We start from the raw sequence: 18,247 nt of genomic DNA on the forward strand, positions 1-18,247 counted from the left end.
TACACCATATTAAAAGTCTATTTTACAGTAATCTTAATCTTTTGGCTCTTTCCGTTAAAGGCTTTAACGGTAATCGTTGTCGTTCCTTTCTTTATTGCTTTTATCTTACCGGAAGCAGATACGGTTGCCACCTTTTTATTACTGGAGGTATATGTAATCTTATTACTTGCCGAATTCTTGGATAAGGTTACTTTTATCTGGAAGGTCTTTCCCTTCTTCAACGTCTTATTCGTTGCATTCAGACTAATCTTGGAAGGTGCTGTCTTAACCGTAACCGTGCAAGTGGCTGTTTTTCCATTTCCTGTTGTTGCAGTTATCTTAACCTTTCCCGTTTTCTTTGCCGTTATTTTTCCATTCGCAGATACGGTTGCTATCTTTGAATTACTCGTCTTCCAAGTAACCTTCTTCGTTTCTGCACTTGCATTGGAAGGGGTCACCTCTGCCGTCAAGCTATAGGTTTCTTTTACACCAAGCGTTATCTTTTTCGTATTTAGTGTTACTTTCGCTGCAAGCGGTTCAAATAATGCGGTTACCGTCTTTCCTGCCGTCACATTAGTATCCGTTCTTGATGCCGTTGTCACACCGTCACTCCACTTTATGAACTTGTATCCTGCATCCGGTACTGCGGTAACTGCCGCTGCGCTTCCTCCATATTTTACTGTCTGCAAAGCCGTACCGGTAATCTTTCCGCCGCTGCCAGCCTGATAGGTAAGTGTATAAGTGAGCTTTTCAAATAGGGCGGTCAGCGTCTTTTCTGCCGTCACATTGGTATCTTTTCTGGTTGCTGTCGTTACGCCGTCACTCCACTTTGTGAACCGATACCCTGCATCCGGTACTGCGGTAACTGCTGACGAATTTCCTCCGATCGTTACCTCCTGTATCGCTGTGCCTGAAATTCTGCCTCCGGTTCCTGCCTGATAATTTAATGTCACAGTAAGCTTAACCGGAGTCGTAATTCCTTCCAGCGTCGGTGTTACCACATTCATCAATCCGGTAGCTTCATCAAATGTCAATTGATCGATACAGGTTTCTCTGTGATATCCAAAACCGGACGTTATCTGTCCAAGAGGTGTCAGGAATCTGTGATATGCAATGTAATATTCCTCTTTTCCCGGTACCTTTACAATAGAATGATGCCCCGTTCCCAGAATATCCTTTGATGTATCTTTGGCGAGAAGTGTATACCGATACGTGATTGGTCCATATAAGCTTGCGGAGGTACCATAATTTACTTTATAATTCTCGCTTCCCGTATCATCACAGGACCAGGTAAAATGATATAACCCATTTCTTTTTGTAACTATAATTGATTCTCTAAAACTGGTTGCTCCCGTAATGTTTTTCATAGTTCCGGAAACATAGCTCATCATATCATCACCCAACTGTACAATAGCCGCTGAACCATTACCAAATAACAGATAAGATGTTCCGTTATCATCCGTAAAGGCAGACGGATCTATCGCCTGTCCCATCGTGATTCCCTCAGTTGTACAATTTTCCATTGTTATCAGCGGCTTACTTGCTACGGTAAACGGTCCTGTCGGACAGTCTGCTACTGCAACACCAATCGCTTTTTTATTAGTGGACGTGTCATTACCGCAGAAATAGAAATAATATTTTCCGTTCTTTTCTTCGATACTAGGTGCCCATGCACTTCCATTTGACCAAGGTACACTTGCAATCTGTACTCCCTTGCTGTTTATTCCTGCCTCTTCATCCGTATTTGCCGCCAGATCGAGTATAACGCCTTCATCCTCCCAGTTTACAAGATCATCTGAGGAGAATACATGAAACTTGGTTCCGCTCCAGCCGGAATATCCGTCTGTTGTAGGATATATGTAATATTTTCCATTAAATACGTCAATATCCGGATCTGCATATTCCCCGCCTAAAACCGGATTGTTGCACACAACCGTCTTTATGGTCCAAGTCTTAACACTCTCGCCTAAAGTAGTTTGAATTTTGATATCCTTTGTCAAATCATACGTATCCTTTAAGCCTTCCGTAATCTTTGCACCTTCAACGAGATTAAAATCCAGTGAGATATCTGTCAAATCTCCGCCCGTATTATTTTTACTTACATATATGGTATCCGTATGATTGGCTGTATCCAGCTTTTCCGTTATAATTGTCGCTTCATCCGAGGTCACTCCCTTTAATGCGTCCAGAGTGATTCCCTGCTTCTCTGCAATTTCTAACTCGCTCAGCACCCGGTTGTATACGGCTACATTGTCATAATAACCTTTAAAATAAGCATCACTGCTGTAAAAAGACTTGCCAAGGTAAGCAAGAAGATTACTGCCCAAATCGATTATTGAATTTTTCATATCACTTACTGTACCGATTTGAATACCGTCTTGATACAAGGACATAGTGTCTTCGTTAACCACAACCGTATAATGGACCCATTTGTCTGCAATAGAAGCCGTTGTTGCCGTTGCTGCCTCTTCCTCACCATAAGATGCCGTTGTGATTGCCAGTCTTGCCGCTGTATCTCTCAAACGCAGAAACAGGTATTTTGTACTATTCTTCCCTATTGCAAAATTAAAGAAATTACCGCTTACTGTTACTGCTTTCATATCAAAAGAAACTGTAAATTTATTTCTTCCGTCAAAGAAGCCTGTCGGAAACCCTGCATATGTACCGGATGTTCCGTCCAGATATAACACATTTCCTTTTTCAGAATCGGTTGTATACGCAGCACTTCCATAGAGCGTACCATTGTAATGGTTCCCTGACTGATCCTGAATGGTAGAGTTGGAAACAGTCTCATTGAAGTCATAAAGCAATACCGGGTCCTCCTGCTCTTGCTCTGTATTTTCCTCCGCCGTATTTCCCCATTTTGCCATGATAGCCTGATATTCTTTCGTCGTAATTCCTACGATACTGCCATGACGCTTTTTCAAAGTACCAAAATTATAATCATCTGAATCATAGATTTTCCATGTACTTCCTGTCGTATCTGAAATATCCGTTGTTGAAATAGGAATATACCCTACTCCGCCATAATTATCTACAAACAGTCCCCAGCGGTCTTCATTGTTAAATTTAAACAACTCAGGGCCTTCTACTACACCGCCTGTCAAGGTTATCCCTTTCTCTGCAAAGAAAGCAGAATATCCCTCCATTCCGGCACTTAATGATTTTAACGTAGAAATCTTCGTCCAGTTACCAAGAACAGAATCACTGGTTTCTATAGTGATTTCTCCGTCGGCAGATACGCGGTAATATTTATCGTTTACTTTTACCATCGAGGTATCGATACAATGTTGGCTGCCTCCACGGTCAATATACTTCTCTGCCTTCGTAAAGTTCACAAAATCTCTGGTCTTGGAATAATACACAATCTGATGTGTACCCGAAGCTCCCTGTGCCCCTGTCATCGAAGCCCAAAATACAACGTATTCACCGGTTTTTTCATCATAAATAGCTTCCGGAGCCCATACACAACCGATATTTTCATAACCGCTTATTCCCACATCCACAAGTCTTGGGCTGCTCCAGTTGACAAGGTCATCGGATTCCCATATGACAAGATTCAGACTTCCTCCATACTGTGCTTTTGTCCATCCCGTCGTCTCTACTTTCAAATCGGTTGCCAGCATATAAAAGTGATCTCCTTGTGCAGAGCGGAAAATATACGGGTCACGTACACCTTGGTCTCCTATATTGGAGGTAAGAACAGGGGAACCTTCATTCAAATCCGTAAAATGCAATTCATCTGTTCCGGCTGCAAAGTAAATCTGCTCCTCTGTATTACTCGGAAAATAAGCAAACAGATAGTTTTCCAAATCTTTTTCCTCTGCTTTGGCAGCCACCGTGACATGAAATTCTTTTTTTGCAACAGTCTCTCCCTTTTGGATTGTTGCAGTAAGTGTCACCTCTTGAACCGTATCCCCTCTTGTCACAACACCCGCAGGCATAGGATCATAATTTTCATTTGCTGCTTCCTCATCACTTATGACATTCGGATCGGAGCTTCCCCAAGTAATGACAGCTCCATAATCATTTTCCGTAGGAAGTGTGATATTTCCTTTGATATTCTCTGTCTGTGTCAGACTTAAAGCCTCTTTTACCCATTCAACCGCCGCTCCGTCCGTTTCCTGCCGCAATACGGTAACTTCAAACATAATTTCTTTTGTACTGGAACCAACACGCAACGTTGCTGTAAGTGTCACCGTACCATTCTCATCTCCCGAAGGACGTGTTACTTTTCCGTCAGTTGTAATCAAACTTTCGTCCGAAGAAGCCCAGCTTACGGAAGTGCCATTTGAGGTTGCTGCCAAAAGTGTCATGTCACCAGAAACGGTAAGTGCATGATTGTCTCCCAGAGCTCCCATCGCAGAAATTAATTGGCTGCTTGCTGTTTCCAGAGTTTCCTGCTTACATACTTCGCCTGTTGTATCAAATGCCTCTGCCACTTCCTCCCCGGTTAATGCGTGATCGTAGATTGTCAATTCATCAATATAACCATTATAATATTCCCCGCTTCCCCAGTTTCCCTTACCAATCTGAAGCACACTGCTGCTTCCAAGTATGTCGGAAAGCTTATAGGAGCTTCCCAAAGTTTCCTGCAAAACGCCGTTAATATAAAGTGTTGTACTGCTTTCCTCCACAACAACGGTTACATATTTCCAACTGCCAGAAAGCGTAGACTGTGTAATCACACTCGGTCTTGAACCGCTATTGTTATAGCGTTCTACCTGCACAGCCGATGCATTATCCAATATTCCTAAATAATGCTCACTTTTATAAGTCTGGGCATTGGTGTTAGGTGCTGCAAAAATACTCCAGTTAGCACCAGATTTCTCCGATTTACTATAATAGGAAATCGTAATGTCATTCTTGCCTGTCAAAAGGCTTGTTCCATCTTCTGCTTTCACATTAAGCCAAGAACCTGTCCCGGTAAGCCGCACAGACTGTCCGGATACGGCATCAGTCTCCAGTGAGATACCTGCTCCATTCTTTGCTGCCACTGCTCCCCCTCCTGTAAAGCCATCTGTGTCATCATCAAATGTAAAATGTGCAAGGATCCCCTCTGAAGCTTGTACTATACCTGGCATTCCCAATGATGTTACCGGAAAAGTGGTTATTGACATACAAACAGCCACTAACCAGGCAAGCCTTTTTTTTACCTTTTTCATATCCATAAAAACTCCTTTCATTCATGCATAGCTATCCCCCTACACTTCATGCTTGAATAATCTTCTATACCCTTTAAAATTCAATAACTATGTATCCTGCTACAAATAAAAAAATGCATATGACCCGGATGATAACACAATCTTAATTAAATGTATTTTAGAAAATTGAAAGTTTCATTGTCTATCCATTTGGCTGAACATGAAACATTGGGTCGTATGCAACTAGATGATTGCCATGCATTAAATTTTCAAAGTACGCGGTCTACATCATTTATGAAGTAAGAAGTTTAAGCTCGTGACATTTGTATAATATAATCAAACATACTAATAAACAATATGATTTTTTATGAATTTTGTTGGATTTTTTATTTGATTTTTATATTTTTATAAGAAATAACAAAAAAACAACTGGTTTGTATCAAATTTAAGAGATACAAACCAGTTATTTTATGCTAAAGTCATTTTATTCTATTTTTACTTTATCTCCTTCGATTGGCATAATTATCAGCAACCTTATTCCAATCTACTACCTCAAAGAAGGCTTTGATATAATCCGCACGTAAGTTTTTATATTTTAAATAGTATGCGTGCTCCCAAACATCAATTCCGAAAATAGGCTGCCAAATGCCTTCTGTCTCCAGTAAAGGATTGTCTTGGTTCGGACTTGCCATAATCTGCAAGGAGCCATCCCCATTCGCCGCCAGCCATGCCCAGCCTGAACCGAACTGCCCTATTGCCGCTTTACTGATCTGCTCTTTAAAATCGGAAAAGCCTGAAAAGGTTTCTTTGATCTTATCTCCTAATTCACCTGCTGGCTCTCCGCCACCTTCCGGTGAAAGATGTCCGAAATACAGGTTATGGTTATAAAAACCGCCTCCGTTGTTTCGTATTGCCGCTTTCAGTTCTTCCGGAATGTCCTTCTTCCAATTGGATAACACATCCTCAATTGCTTTTCCTGTAATTCCTGCCTTCTCTGCAGCGTCATTTAGATTTTTTGTATAAGTTGCATGATGTTTGGTATAGTGAGTCTCCATTGTCAATGCGTCAATATGAGGCTCCAATGCGTCTAATTTATATGATAATTTTACTTGTTCAAACATAATAATTCTCCTTTCAATGCCGATATTGTTATTCTATGCTTACTTGTGTTAGCTTTAACTAACTTCATAGTTAGATTATATCATAATTTTTAGAGATGTCAACCAGTTAATGTAAATTTATTTTCAATTTCATGTTAATATTTTAATTATTATACAATTGCCTTATTTTACAATTAAATTTAGTTAATATTTTCACAAGAATCTTCAGTTCCAATTTTTTATTCTCTTCCACTCCCCAATCAGTCTCTCCAAGTTATAAGCCGCATTGGCAGGACTGGTGGAGGGGAGTTCTATAATGTCTCTTCCCGTTCTTTCCTTTGCAAATTTGCCATACAGTTTTCCCGCTGTCTTCCCGTTGGCATAAATGGCTTTAATATTGCTTTGTCCCAGTATAAGGTTGATATCAGCCGGCTCCACATTTTTGATGCTGCTGTCACTTGATCCGATAATATCGCAGCTTTGGATTACATCCCATATGGCAATCCGGCTGCGAAGCAGCATCTCCTTCTTCTCTTCAATTGTATGTGGAAGCTCCCACTCAAAAATCTCCGCGATGACCTTCCAAAACCTGTTTTGCGGATGTCCATAGTAAAAACCGTTCTCTCTCGACTTCACCGACGGAAGACTTCCCAAAATTAAAATCTCGGAATTCTCATCAAACACAGGCAAAAAGGTGTGTTCTATTCTGCGATATTCTCCCATTCTTTATACTCCTTCCTACAAGCTGCTTCCTTTACATCTGCTTTTTCACAATCTGGTATTCATTACCCATTCGAAAATAAGGGCAGTTTCGAAAGCTGCCGCGCAAAAACCTGCCGTACTCATCCTCATCCAGATTCACTTCACACTCGTAATAATCCTCTTCTTCATTGTAGATATAGTTTATACAATACTCACAATTTGATTTGTCTGACATGTTATCCTTCCTCTCCAAGCAGCCCGCTTATCTCCGCCTTCGTCAAAAGCCTGTATTCTCCTTGCTTTAAGTCTGTATCCAAAGAAACAGTGCCGATTGACACTCGCTTTAAATAAATGACATAGCAGCCTACCGCCTTTAGCATTCTCTTTACCTGATGCTTGCAGCCCTCCGATATCGTAAGGTACCCCGCCACAACCGGCTGTATATCTCTATTTTTCTTTACCTTCTCATATTTATTTCCCGAAATCTCCTGAACTAATTCAGAAAATAAGCCCTGCTTTATAAGCTCCACTTCTGCCTCTTTCGTATAAAACTCTTTGTTTTCCAGAAAAAGTCCTTCCTGAAGCATTTTTACTTTTTCCTCGGTCAGTTCACCAAATGCCCAGAAAAAATATTTTTTGTTCACATGGTGCTCCGGATACATCAATGCATGGTTGAACTCTCCGTCGTTTGTGACAAACAAAAGTCCCTCTGTATCCTTGTCAAGCCGCCCCACCGGAAAAAGACCGTTATTATCCAGCTCCGCAAAATAATCCATCACGGTTTTTTCTTTCGCATCTTTTCTTGCGGTAATGCAGCCTGCGGGCTTATGAAACATATAGTAAACCTTTTCTCCATGTTTCACCGGCACTCCCATATATGCAATCTTATCGTTCTCTTCATCAATCTCAGCCGCAGGCACCAGCTCTGTTCTTCCGTTTACAGACACCTTGCCGTCTTTTATAAAAAGCCGTACCTCCTTTCGTCTTCCGATGGAGGATTCTGATAAAAATTTATCCAATCTCATATTTATTTATAAGGCGGTTTCTGCCTTTTCCTTCTTAATTTTTCTGCCCTCCCATCATACCACAAATACTAAGCCCATAAAAGACCCCGCTAAGGATTTCAATACAGACTGAATATCTTTTCAAAAACTTACCATACTATTTTTATCAATCACCCGAAAGGAGACAAAGAAATGGCAAAGGCAGGTATGAAGCGACCAAGTCCGAGCGAACCTCATGGAACAGAGAGCAATCACAAAATGCATCTTCCCAAAAATGAAGTTCCGCCTGTACCTGAAATTCAAGGAAAGGCAAAAAGCGGACACGAGAAAGCAAATCCGATACAGAAAATTTATCCATAATACAAAACGGTCAAGCCTTCTTCGAAAAGACTTGACCGTTTTATATTATTCTATTTAAAGTAATTCTTTTACTTTATCATCGATTTTACTGATATCCGTGGTCGGCTCATAGCGTTCTACTACACTTCCGCTTCGGTCAATTAAAAACTTGGTAAAGTTCCATTTGATATCCGGTCGATTTTTATAATCCGGATTTTCTCGTTCAAACTTGCTCTCCAATATCTGTGTCAATGGATGCTCCTTGTCAAAGCCCTTGAAATCCTTTTGACTCGTCAGATATTTGTACAGTGGGCTTGCATTTTCACCATTCACATCAATCTTTGAAAAAATCGGGAATGTAATTCCAAACTTAGCATCACAAAAGCTCACAATCTCTTCGTTGGTGCCGGGTGCCTGATTGCCGAACTGGTTACATGGGAAATCAAGTATCACAAAGCCCTCCTCTTTATATTTTTCATATAAATCCTGGAGTTCATCGTACTGCGGTGTAAAACCGCATCTTGTTGCGGAATTGATGATAAGTACCACCTTTCCTTCATACTCTGACAATGATACCGGCTCTTCGTACACATTCAATACATCAAAATCGTAAATTTTCATCTTTCATTCCTCCTGTTAAATTAATTTTTTAATGGATTCTTCTATTTTTTCCGGCGCTGTAGTCGGAGCAAAACGTTCCACTACTTTTCCGTCTTTATCAACTAAAAACTTTGTAAAATTCCATTTAATCTTGCTGCCCATAATGCCCTTTTGCTGAGATTTCAAATATTGAAACAGCGGCTCTTCATTCTCACCGTTGACATCTACCTTTGCAAATAGCGGAAACGTTGTGTTGTATTTCAACTGGCAAAAGCTGTGGATCTCCTCCTCTGTCCCCGGCGCCTGATTTGCAAACTGATTGCAAGGAAAGTCCAGTACAACAAACCCCTGCTCCTTATACTTGTCATAGAGCTTCTGAAGTCCCTCATACTGAGGTGTAAAGCCACATCCTGTCGCTGTGTTGACAACCAAGACAACCTTTCCTTTGTAATCACTCATACTCACAGTTTCTCCTGCGGCATTTTTCACATCAAAATCAAATATATTCATCGTTTTCCCTCCGTTTGGTTCTTTTAAATTGTTCTTGATTATATTTTACACAATTTAATTAGGTATGTCAATTATAAATTTTAATTTTTTTAAGTTTTATTCGAATTCCGTTTCATGCTTCTTGAAAAAGTCATAGAAATATCTCACATTTTCCAGCTCGGACCACTTTGCCTCCGGCATATCCTCAGAATCCAAATTATATATTTTGGCATTCAGCGTTCCAAGCATAAAAGGTGAATGAGTCGCAATGATAAACTGGCAATTCAAAAGCCTTGCAAGCTTATTGATTTCCTCTGCCAGACGCACTTGATTTGCCGGGGATAAAGACACCTCCGGTTCATCCAAAAGATAGAGTGCATCCGGCTCCAGATAATCCATCAACATCTGCATAGTCGTCTCTCCGTTTGAGTACTTTTCCTGCCCAAATTTAATGTATCCCAATTGCTCTGCCGTCTTATCTGATTTCTTCAAGGCTTCTATCATTTCTTTTGGCATTCCCCGCCGGACATGCTCATAGATATAGCCCTCCTCCAAGACCGCTTCCTGCTCTATCTTCTTTATCTCATAGAGAATATCTTCACTTTTGATGTATCTGCTTCTCCCCGGCAGGCATCGCAAAGCGTTTCCCTCTTCATCCTCCCCCAGCCCGTACCTGCATTCCGATACATATTGCATAAAGTATTGAATCATACCGAATTTGTTGTTTGTGGCATGCTCTTTTCCCTCTACCTCTAAGGTGTTTGCTATTATATTGAGCAAGGTGGACTTTCCGCTTCCGTTATCACCGTATAATACTGTGATAGGAGAAAATACGACCAGTCTTTCATCTTTTTTAGCAAATACGTTGTATGGGTAGATGTTTGGGTTTTTTACTTTTTTGCCTGACAGCAAAAAACTGCTTAAGTATATCATAATAATCTGCTACTCCCATTCCTTCCAAATATCAGGTCGATATCCAACAGTCGCTTTCTTCCCGTTTCTCACAATCGGAGTCAGCAAAACCTGCTGATTTTCTAATACTTTTTCGTCCTTATCCTCATCTGCAATATATTGTATTAATGCAAGAGCGTCTTTGTCTTTGCAGTTTGAATTCAGTATCTTATCCAATCCTCCCGCTGCCTGTTTCACACTGATATATTCTCCCTTGCTTAACCCCTTTTGCTTTATATCAATAAATTGGTATTTAACACCCCGCTCTTTAAAATATCTCTGTGCTTTTTTCGTGTCAAAGCACTTGGTTGTTCCGAATATTTGAATGTTCATCTTTTGTCCTTTCTAATTTTATTCTTTCTATTGATTATTATATACTTTCCTAAAAGTGTCAACGTAATTGATGGTTTTATATCTCTTGAAGTTTATAGCGGCAATGAATCCCTTACACACAAAGCCCCCCAGCCGACCAATGGGCTAGGATACTCCGTCACTCCCGGTATCGGCCTTGCTCCCTTTATCAGATATGCCTTCACCTTTTCCCCATACAAAAACGGATCATTTCCGTCTATAATGCCCCATTCCATCATCATCGCGCACCCTCCTGTCACAAAAGGTGTTGCCATTGAGGTTCCCGAAAACACTCCATATCCCCCATTCACTGCAGCCGAGGTGATATCAACTCCCGGGGCAGCGATATCCGGTTTCACAATTCTCACATCATTTGCATATCCTCTTCCTGAAAATGCGGCGTAGCTCCCAACCATTGTATTATATGCTCCCACTGAGATTGCCCTTATTGATGTGGAGGGAATTGTGAGTGTAATATCTGCATTTGGTCTTAAAAAATTTGTTCCGACATTCAATGCACCCTCACTAGGAAGCCACATATTGTAATTTCCCGCCACAATTCTTCGTGGGACAAGGCTGATCGTCCATATGCCGTCCGCTATATAATCTCCTCGAGGTATAAAATCAATATAAATTTCCTGAGCCGTGCTGTAAGGGCTTGGTTCTCCGTAATAAAGCAACAGCTGGGTATTTTCCAAAACAAAGCGCTGCGGACCTAGAATCTGCTGTATTGGACCGACCGTCGTACCTCCCGGTGACCTTATCATGATATCTACATCATCCGAATACGACTTCCATATTTGGAGATTCAGTGTTGTCTCATATTCTGAGACGGCAATTTCCACCGCTTCTATCACGCCCTCTATGAGCATTCCCGACGTGTGACCAGCAGCGGCTCCCTCATTTCCCGTACCGATGCAAATACATGTTTTCCATACATTTGCTGCAAGATTAATATAAGTTTCGAGCAAGGAGGTTCCGTCATGGGAGCCGTATGTATTGCCAAAGCTTAGATTCAAAGAAACGGGCATCTGATATTCCAATGCCTTTCTAATCACATAGTCAATCGCCTGCATAAGCTCCGTCGTTCTCGGAAAAGAGTCTGTGCGGGGTGTTCCAAGTTTCACCACAATCATTCTACTCTGAGAGGCAACACCTCGATATAAGCCGTTTGATGCTCTTCCGTTTCCCGCTGCAATTCCTGAAACAGCCGTGCCATGTCCACTCAAATCTCTGCTTGGCACAATTGCCATCTGTTCCTGCAGCGTTGGGGCACGAAGCGCCTCATTGATTTGTTCCTCTGTATACTCCGTGCCAATGCTATACCCTGCCGGAGGATTTCCGGGAATTGTCTGATCCCACAAATTTAAAAGTCTTGTGGTTCCGTTTGGATTTCTAAAATCCGGATGACTGTAATCGATTCCCGAGTCGACCACTGCTACCAAAATCCCCTGCCCAAACAGGTTATATTCCGAGCCTTGAAGGGCATTCATACATGACGCCGCCCTTCCTCTGTTAACAGCAAAGAAAAGGCGTTTGGGTTTTTCAATATATTCAATTTCAGGGAAATTGGGCAGCTCCCGCAACACGCTTTCCGTCACTGTTAAAATAGCGTACTGGTTCATAAGGGTGACGACGTTAATCGCCTCCGATTGCAGCCGCCCAATGTCTCCTGAGTATTTTACAATTACGTCCCATGTGCGCTCCAGCTCATTGTAACCTACATTCAAATTCAAGGATTTTTCTCTTTCCCGTTCTGTGGCGTCGAGTGCGAGGTTTAAAAGATTTTCAATTTTTTGATTTGTCATAAAAAACCTTTTTTATTATCATATGCACTACTCTAAAATCTTAACTCCATTTCTCAACAGTATCGTATTATAAAACTATAAAATATTAATCATTTGATATAACCAAAAAGAAACTTCCTATCTTTCATTCAACATAGGAAGTTTCTTTTTTATTCATGACAAGTGAAACTGCTCGCAGCTTCATCTTGTTTTCAACTATTTTATAATATCTACCGTAGCACTCGTTCCGAGTCTGTTTGCTCCGGCTTCCGCCATCGCTTCGGCTGTTTTTCTGTCACGGATACCGCCGGAAGCCTTTACACCGATTTCAGCTCCTACTGTCTCTCGCATCAGCTTTACATCCGCTGTCGTCGCTCCGCCTGTACTAAAGCCGGTCGAGGTCTTTACAAAATCAGCTTCTGCCTTTTTGGAAAGCTCACACGCTTTCACCTTTTCTTCGTCTGTGAGCAGGCAAGCTTCAATGATAACCTTTAAAATTGCCTTATCCTTACATGCTTCCTTTACTTTTCTGATGTCTTCGTAAACCACATCATATTCCTTATCCTTCAAGGCACCTACGTTGATTACCATATCAATCTCTTCTGCTCCGTCCTCGATTGCTGCCTCTGTCTCAAAGCATTTTGCTCTTGTCGACATCATTCCGAGAGGAAAGCCTACAACACTGCAAACCTTCACATCACTGCCTTTTAGTTTTTCTGCCACAAAAGCGGTGTAGTATGAGTTCACGCACACCGATGCAAAATCATGTTCCAATGCCTCTTCACATATTTTTGTAACTTGTGCTTTCGTCGCATCTGCTTTTAAAATTGTATGATCAAAATATTTTGCTGTTAACATATTAACTCCTTTCGTTTTTCATATCATTCACGATTTTTTCAACCCGCTCATAGAGAGCAAGAGGCTCTTCTCCTATATAGAACCTGCCGTCCTCATAAAGAATTTTACCATTTACCATCGTCATCTTTACATTCTGCTTGCTGCCGCTGTAAACGATGTTTTTTGTGATATTGTGAATCGGTCTCATATTTGGCTGACTTAAGTCTATCATAATAATGTCCGCAAGCTTGCCTTCCGCCAAAATATCGCATTCATCAAGCCCCATTGCTTTTGCACCACCGACTGTCGCCATATAAAGCACGTCGTTGCCATCCATCGCAGCCGCATCCATTTGTTTTAACTTCTGTAGTCCTGTCACGAGAAACATTTCCCGAAACATATCCAGACAGTTATTGCTCGCCGGTCCGTCCGTTCCGATTGCAAGGTTAATACCCAGCTCCTTCATCTGTACAAGTGGGGCAATTCCACTCGCCAGCTTTACATTAGAGCCCGGGTTAGTCACAACCGACATCCCTCGCTCCTTAAATATAGCCATGTCCTCTTCCGTCATATGGATGCAGTGATAACCGCCTCCTCCATATTCAAACATACCGAGGCTGTCCAAGAATGCGGTCGGTGTCATCTGATACCGTTCCAGACACTCCGCCACTTCCTTTTTGCTCTCCGAGTTATGTGTGTAGACAGGAGCCTTATATTTTTTGGCAAGTGCCGCTATACCCTCCAGACGTTCTCTGTCTGTCGTGTATTCCGCATGGAAGCCCAACTGATAGTCAATCAGCTCATGATAACTTTGGTAAGTCTTATAATACTCCTCCATAAGCTCCACAGACTGGGTAAAATTGTTCATTGAGCCCACCATTACCGTACGGAAGCCACAGTCTACCGATGCCTTTGCAATTGGCTCCGGAGACAGGTACATATCAAAGTTGGCGGTGATACCGCTTGTCAGATACTCCATAATGGCAAGCTTGCTAAAATCATAGATGTGCTCGTGATTTAGCTTTGCCTCCATCGGAAACACCTGATTGTGAAGCCAGTCCAAAAGCGGCATGTCATCCGCATAGGACCGTAAAAAAGTCATTCCTGAGTGGGTGTGAGCATTCTTAAAGCCCGGCATAAGCAGGTTTTTGGAAACATCAATCTCCCTGTCCCACACTATCTCCTTAGAAGGCTTTGAGGAATTTGAGCCTACATAGCTTATTTTATTTCCTTCCACCCACAGCTCCCCCTCGATAACGGAGAAATCCGCCATCGTGAGGATTCTGGCATTATAAAATCTAATATTCATATGCTGCCCCTATCTGGCACCCTTGTCATATGGAATACCCTCTGCGCGCGGTGCCTGAGAATTTTTCGATGTAAATACAAGTACAATTAAGGTCATAATATATGGTATCATTTTGTAAATATAGCTTGGTACCCCAAGGGAAGCTAAAATCGGAATTCCTGAATAGGAAGCCGCTATCGTCTTCATCAATCCAAAGAAAACAGAAGCAAATAAAATTCTGATTGGGTGCCACTGTCCGAATATCAATACTGCCAGTGCCAAGAAACCATAGCCCGCAACGGTTGCATTAAAGTTTGTAGAAGTCGGAACGACAAATACTAAACCACCGATACCGCCAAGCGCACCGGATATCAGAACACCTGCATACTGCATTTTATATACGTTGATACCGACAGAGTCCGCCGCCTGTGGATGCTCTCCGCATGCACGAAGGCGAAGTCCGAATTTCGTTTTATATAGCACAACCGTAGATACAATCAAAATCAAAAATCCGATATAGGTTGTGATATAAGTATTTTTAAAGAACAAGTTTCCGATAACCGGAATGCTTCCAAGCCCCGGAACTGACTCAATACGGAACGTATTGGTAAACTGGATCTGCTGTACTCCCTGTAAAATTCTTGCAAAGAAAATTGCAAAAGCAGGAGCAAAAAGATTTAATGCCGTACCGCTTATCGTCTGGTCTGCCTTCATGTTGATGGAGGCAAAGGCATGGAATAAGGAAAACAGCATACCCGCAGCCGCAGCCACCAAAACTGCAAGAATAAGCTGAGTCTGACCGCTTAAGAAGCCCTGTGTCTGATTAATAAACAGAATACTCACAAAGGCACCCATAATCATAATACCTTCTAAAGCGATATTGATAATACCGGAGCGTTCCGAAAACATTCCGCCAAGTGCAACGATAAGCAGCGGAATCGTAAAAAACATGGTCTGCTGAAATATGGAAAACACTATATTCATGCTTTTTTACCTCCATTTCTCTTTTTGTCAAAACGTCCCATCAGTGTCTTGATGATAAGTGCAAAGGCACTGAAATAAATAATAACCGCTACGATGATATCAATGATTTCTGTGGAAAACTCAAACAGCTGCAAGTAAAAACCTCCTGCTGTGATATACGCGATAAACAAGCCTGCAAGCAAAATTCCAAAAGGACTTGATAAACCGAGTAAAGCAACAGAGATGCCGGTAAAGCCTTCTGATGCCAGCACATCGACAATTTCAATATGCTTTCCTGAGCCGGCAAGATATACAAGCCCGCCTGCAAGTCCTGAAAGAGCACCTGCGATTGCCATTGATAAAATAATGTTTCTCTTTTCATTCATACCCGCGTATTTACTGGCATCCCTGTTAAAGCCTGCCGCTTTCAGCTCAAAGCCGAAGGTTGTCTTATTCAACAGAAAATGGATGACAATGACAACCAGCACCGCAATAAAGAACCCGCCGTTAATACTGGAGCCCGGGAAAATGATATTCAATCCCATTTTAGGGATTTGTGCCGCCTTATCAACTGATATGGACTGGTTTCTGAGACTGTCAAACAGAGCCTTGCTGCCCTTTACCGTAAAGTTTACCAGATACATACCGATATAATTCATCATGATACACGCAATTACAACATTTACGTTAAAATATGCATTCAGCGCTCCCGGAACCAATGCCCACAGAGCACCTGCCACCATACTTACAAGCACTGCCACAAGCCACTGTGCATTTCCGAGAAAATCTCCTCGTATTCCCACTACAACAGCGGCAAAAGCACCTACAATAAACTGTCCCGGTGTACCAATGTTAAATAGTCCTGTCCGAAACGCAAAGCCTACTGAGAGACCGGTCAGAATAATCGGTGTCGCATAGTAAAATACTTGTCCCACTCCCTTTAAGCCATGCGTAAAAGAGCCTGTCAATATTGTCAAAAAGCCCGGCAATGCCTGAGAGGGATTACTGAATATCAAAATAATAAATCCAAATAATAATCCGACGATAACAGCAAAAACAGAGGACGTCAGTCCTACCAGTTTTTTATTCTTTGCCTCATTCATGCTGCTTTCCCTCCTCTTTCTTTGAGCCTGCCATATAAAGTCCCAATTCCTGAATCGTGACCTGCTTCGGATCCAAATCCGCCACAATCTCGCCTTCATAAATAACTAAAATTCGGTCACTTAAATTCATTACCTCATCTAACTCAAGTGAGATAAGCAAAACTGCCCTGCCCTTATCTCGCTGTTCAATGATCTGCTTATGTATAAATTCAATCGCACCTACGTCCAAACCACGCGTAGGCTGTACAGCAATCAAAATATCAGGGTTTTTATCAATCTCTCTCGCAATAATTGCCTTCTGCTGATTTCCGCCGGACATACTTCTGGCACTTGTAATACTTCCCTGTCCGCTTCGTATATCGAATTTTTCAATCAGCTTGTTTGCATATTCTTCTATTTTGTTGAATTTAAGAAAACCACGCTTCTGAAATTCCGGGGAAAAATACTGCTGTAAAACCAGATTTTCTCCCAATGTATAATCAAGAACCAAGCCATGCTTATGTCTGTCTTCCGGAATATGGGACAGACCATGCGTGTTTTTATAGCGGATACTCTTTTTCGTCATATCCTCGCCGTTTAACACAATCTTTCCTGCATCCATTCCCGTGATTCCCGTGATTGCCTGAATGAGCTCACTCTGTCCGTTTCCGTCAATTCCGGCAATACATACAACTTCCCCTCTTCTTACTTGGAAAGTCACGTCATTTACGACACTTTTTGTATGTCCTTCTTTTTTGGATTTGACCGTGAGTCCGCTGATATCAAGCACCACCTCACCCGGCTTTGCTTCCTTTTTTTCTATTTTTAAATTAATTTTACGGCCCACCATCATCTCTGACATGGCTTCCTTGTCCGTATCCTTTACCTCAACCGTTCCGATGTATTTTCCACGGCGAAGTACCGTGCATCGGTCCGCAACCGCCTTAATCTCATTGAGTTTATGTGTGATAAAGATGATTGACTTTCCTTCCTTTGTCAAGTTCCTCATGATGTTCATCAATTCATCTATCTCTTGAGGTGTAAGAACTGCTGTCGGCTCATCAAAAATCAGTATTTCATTATCTCTATACAGCATCTTCAATATCTCCACGCGTTGCTGCATTCCAACCGTGATATCCGAAATAAGGGCGTCCGGCTCCACAAAAAGATTGTACTTTTCACTCAGCTCTACAACCTTCTTTCTTGCCTCCTTCATTTCCATTAAACCATATTTTACGCTTTCCATTCCCAGAACAATGTTCTGCAATACCGTAAAATTATGCACCAGCTTAAAATGCTGATGAACCATTCCGATTCCCAAATCATTTGCATCTAATGGGCTGTTAATTTTCACTTCATTACCCTTTACCTTAATAACACCTTTTTCCGGCTGGTAAAGTCCGAATAATACACTCATCAGGGTAGATTTTCCTGCACCGTTCTCACCTAAGAGTGCATGGATTTCACCTTTTTTAATTTGAAGTGTAATATCATCGTTGGCAATAATTCCAGGAAATTCTTTCGTTATACCGAGCATCTCAATAATGTATTCCATCTGTTCACCTCAATGTTATTTTTAAAAAGGGAATGCCAAATAGCATCCCCTTCTATTGTTACCTAAAATGCTTGTT

At 41.6% G+C, this 18,247-nt stretch carries 16 protein-coding genes; 1 reads left to right on the forward strand and 15 read right to left on the reverse strand.

The features are described from left to right. Positions 1-17 precede the first annotated feature (17 nt). From CTY48_RS13050 to CTY48_RS13070, 5 genes are all read right to left on the reverse strand, one after another. Positions 18-5,144 (reverse strand): family 43 glycosylhydrolase, encoded by a 5,127-nt coding sequence (locus CTY48_RS13050; RefSeq protein WP_180272727.1) that lies wholly within the window; start codon positions 5,142-5,144, stop codon positions 18-20. A 479-nt stretch (positions 5,145-5,623) separates the two neighbouring features. Further along, positions 5,624-6,244: a superoxide dismutase gene (locus CTY48_RS13055; protein WP_099468919.1), complete on the reverse strand. Its 621-nt coding sequence runs from the start codon at positions 6,242-6,244 to the stop codon at positions 5,624-5,626. 204 nt (positions 6,245-6,448) lie between these two features. Beyond that, positions 6,449-6,946: a DNA-deoxyinosine glycosylase gene (locus tag CTY48_RS13060; RefSeq protein WP_099468920.1), complete on the reverse strand. Its 498-nt coding sequence runs from the start codon at positions 6,944-6,946 to the stop codon at positions 6,449-6,451. A gap of 31 nt (positions 6,947-6,977) precedes the next feature. Next, positions 6,978-7,160, reverse strand: coding sequence for a DUF6472 family protein (locus CTY48_RS13065; protein WP_099468921.1), 183 nt, complete (start codon positions 7,158-7,160; stop codon positions 6,978-6,980). A gap of 1 nt (position 7,161) precedes the next feature. Beyond that, positions 7,162-7,944 (reverse strand): pseudouridine synthase, encoded by a 783-nt coding sequence (locus CTY48_RS13070; RefSeq protein ID WP_331463178.1) that lies wholly within the window; start codon positions 7,942-7,944, stop codon positions 7,162-7,164. A 177-nt stretch (positions 7,945-8,121) separates the two neighbouring features. Here CTY48_RS13070 and CTY48_RS19725 point away from each other — a divergent pair, with 177 nt between their 5' ends. After that, entirely contained in the window at positions 8,122-8,289 is a 168-nt protein-coding gene (locus tag CTY48_RS19725) for a hypothetical protein (protein ID WP_180272728.1), read from the forward strand. A gap of 54 nt (positions 8,290-8,343) precedes the next feature. Here the strand turns inward: CTY48_RS19725 and CTY48_RS13075 are convergent, their stop codons facing one another. The 10 genes from CTY48_RS13075 to CTY48_RS13120 all read right to left on the reverse strand — a co-directional run bounded on the left by CTY48_RS13075 (position 8,344) and on the right by CTY48_RS13120 (position 18,171). After that, complete coding sequence (locus CTY48_RS13075) at positions 8,344-8,889, reverse strand: glutathione peroxidase (RefSeq protein ID WP_099468923.1); 546 nt, start codon at positions 8,887-8,889, stop codon at positions 8,344-8,346. Positions 8,890-8,904: 15 nt separating this feature from the next. After that, positions 8,905-9,378, reverse strand: coding sequence for a glutathione peroxidase (locus CTY48_RS13080; protein WP_099468924.1), 474 nt, complete (start codon positions 9,376-9,378; stop codon positions 8,905-8,907). Between the two features lie 96 nt (positions 9,379-9,474). Further along, entirely contained in the window at positions 9,475-10,290 is an 816-nt protein-coding gene (locus CTY48_RS13085; protein WP_099468925.1) for an AAA family ATPase, read from the reverse strand. Positions 10,291-10,299: 9 nt separating this feature from the next. Then, entirely contained in the window at positions 10,300-10,641 is a 342-nt protein-coding gene (locus CTY48_RS13090) for an arsenate reductase family protein (RefSeq protein ID WP_099468926.1), read from the reverse strand. A 92-nt stretch (positions 10,642-10,733) separates the two neighbouring features. After that, positions 10,734-12,467: a S8 family peptidase gene (locus CTY48_RS13095; RefSeq protein WP_099468927.1), complete on the reverse strand. Its 1,734-nt coding sequence runs from the start codon at positions 12,465-12,467 to the stop codon at positions 10,734-10,736. A 195-nt stretch (positions 12,468-12,662) separates the two neighbouring features. Beyond that, on the reverse strand, positions 12,663-13,304 hold the full coding sequence (gene deoC / locus CTY48_RS13100) for a deoxyribose-phosphate aldolase (protein ID WP_099468928.1): 642 nt from the start codon (positions 13,302-13,304) through the stop codon (positions 12,663-12,665). 1 nt (position 13,305) lies between these two features. Then, positions 13,306-14,592 carry an amidohydrolase family protein gene (locus CTY48_RS13105; protein WP_099468929.1) on the reverse strand — a complete coding sequence of 429 codons (1,287 nt, stop codon included), beginning with the start codon at positions 14,590-14,592 and terminating at the stop codon, positions 13,306-13,308. Between the two features lie 9 nt (positions 14,593-14,601). After that, positions 14,602-15,555, reverse strand: coding sequence for an ABC transporter permease (locus tag CTY48_RS13110; protein WP_099468930.1), 954 nt, complete (start codon positions 15,553-15,555; stop codon positions 14,602-14,604). Continuing rightward, positions 15,552-16,637 (reverse strand): ABC transporter permease, encoded by a 1,086-nt coding sequence (locus tag CTY48_RS13115; RefSeq protein WP_099468931.1) that lies wholly within the window; start codon positions 16,635-16,637, stop codon positions 15,552-15,554. The genes CTY48_RS13110 and CTY48_RS13115 overlap by 4 nt, the downstream gene beginning before the upstream one ends. Then, positions 16,630-18,171 carry an ABC transporter ATP-binding protein gene (locus CTY48_RS13120; RefSeq protein ID WP_099468932.1) on the reverse strand — a complete coding sequence of 514 codons (1,542 nt, stop codon included), beginning with the start codon at positions 18,169-18,171 and terminating at the stop codon, positions 16,630-16,632. The genes CTY48_RS13115 and CTY48_RS13120 overlap by 8 nt, the downstream gene beginning before the upstream one ends. Positions 18,172-18,247 lie beyond the last annotated feature (76 nt).

Source organism: Konateibacter massiliensis (genome assembly GCF_900184995.1).
Classification (GTDB): domain Bacteria; phylum Bacillota; class Clostridia; order Lachnospirales; family Lachnospiraceae; genus Lachnotalea; species Lachnotalea massiliensis.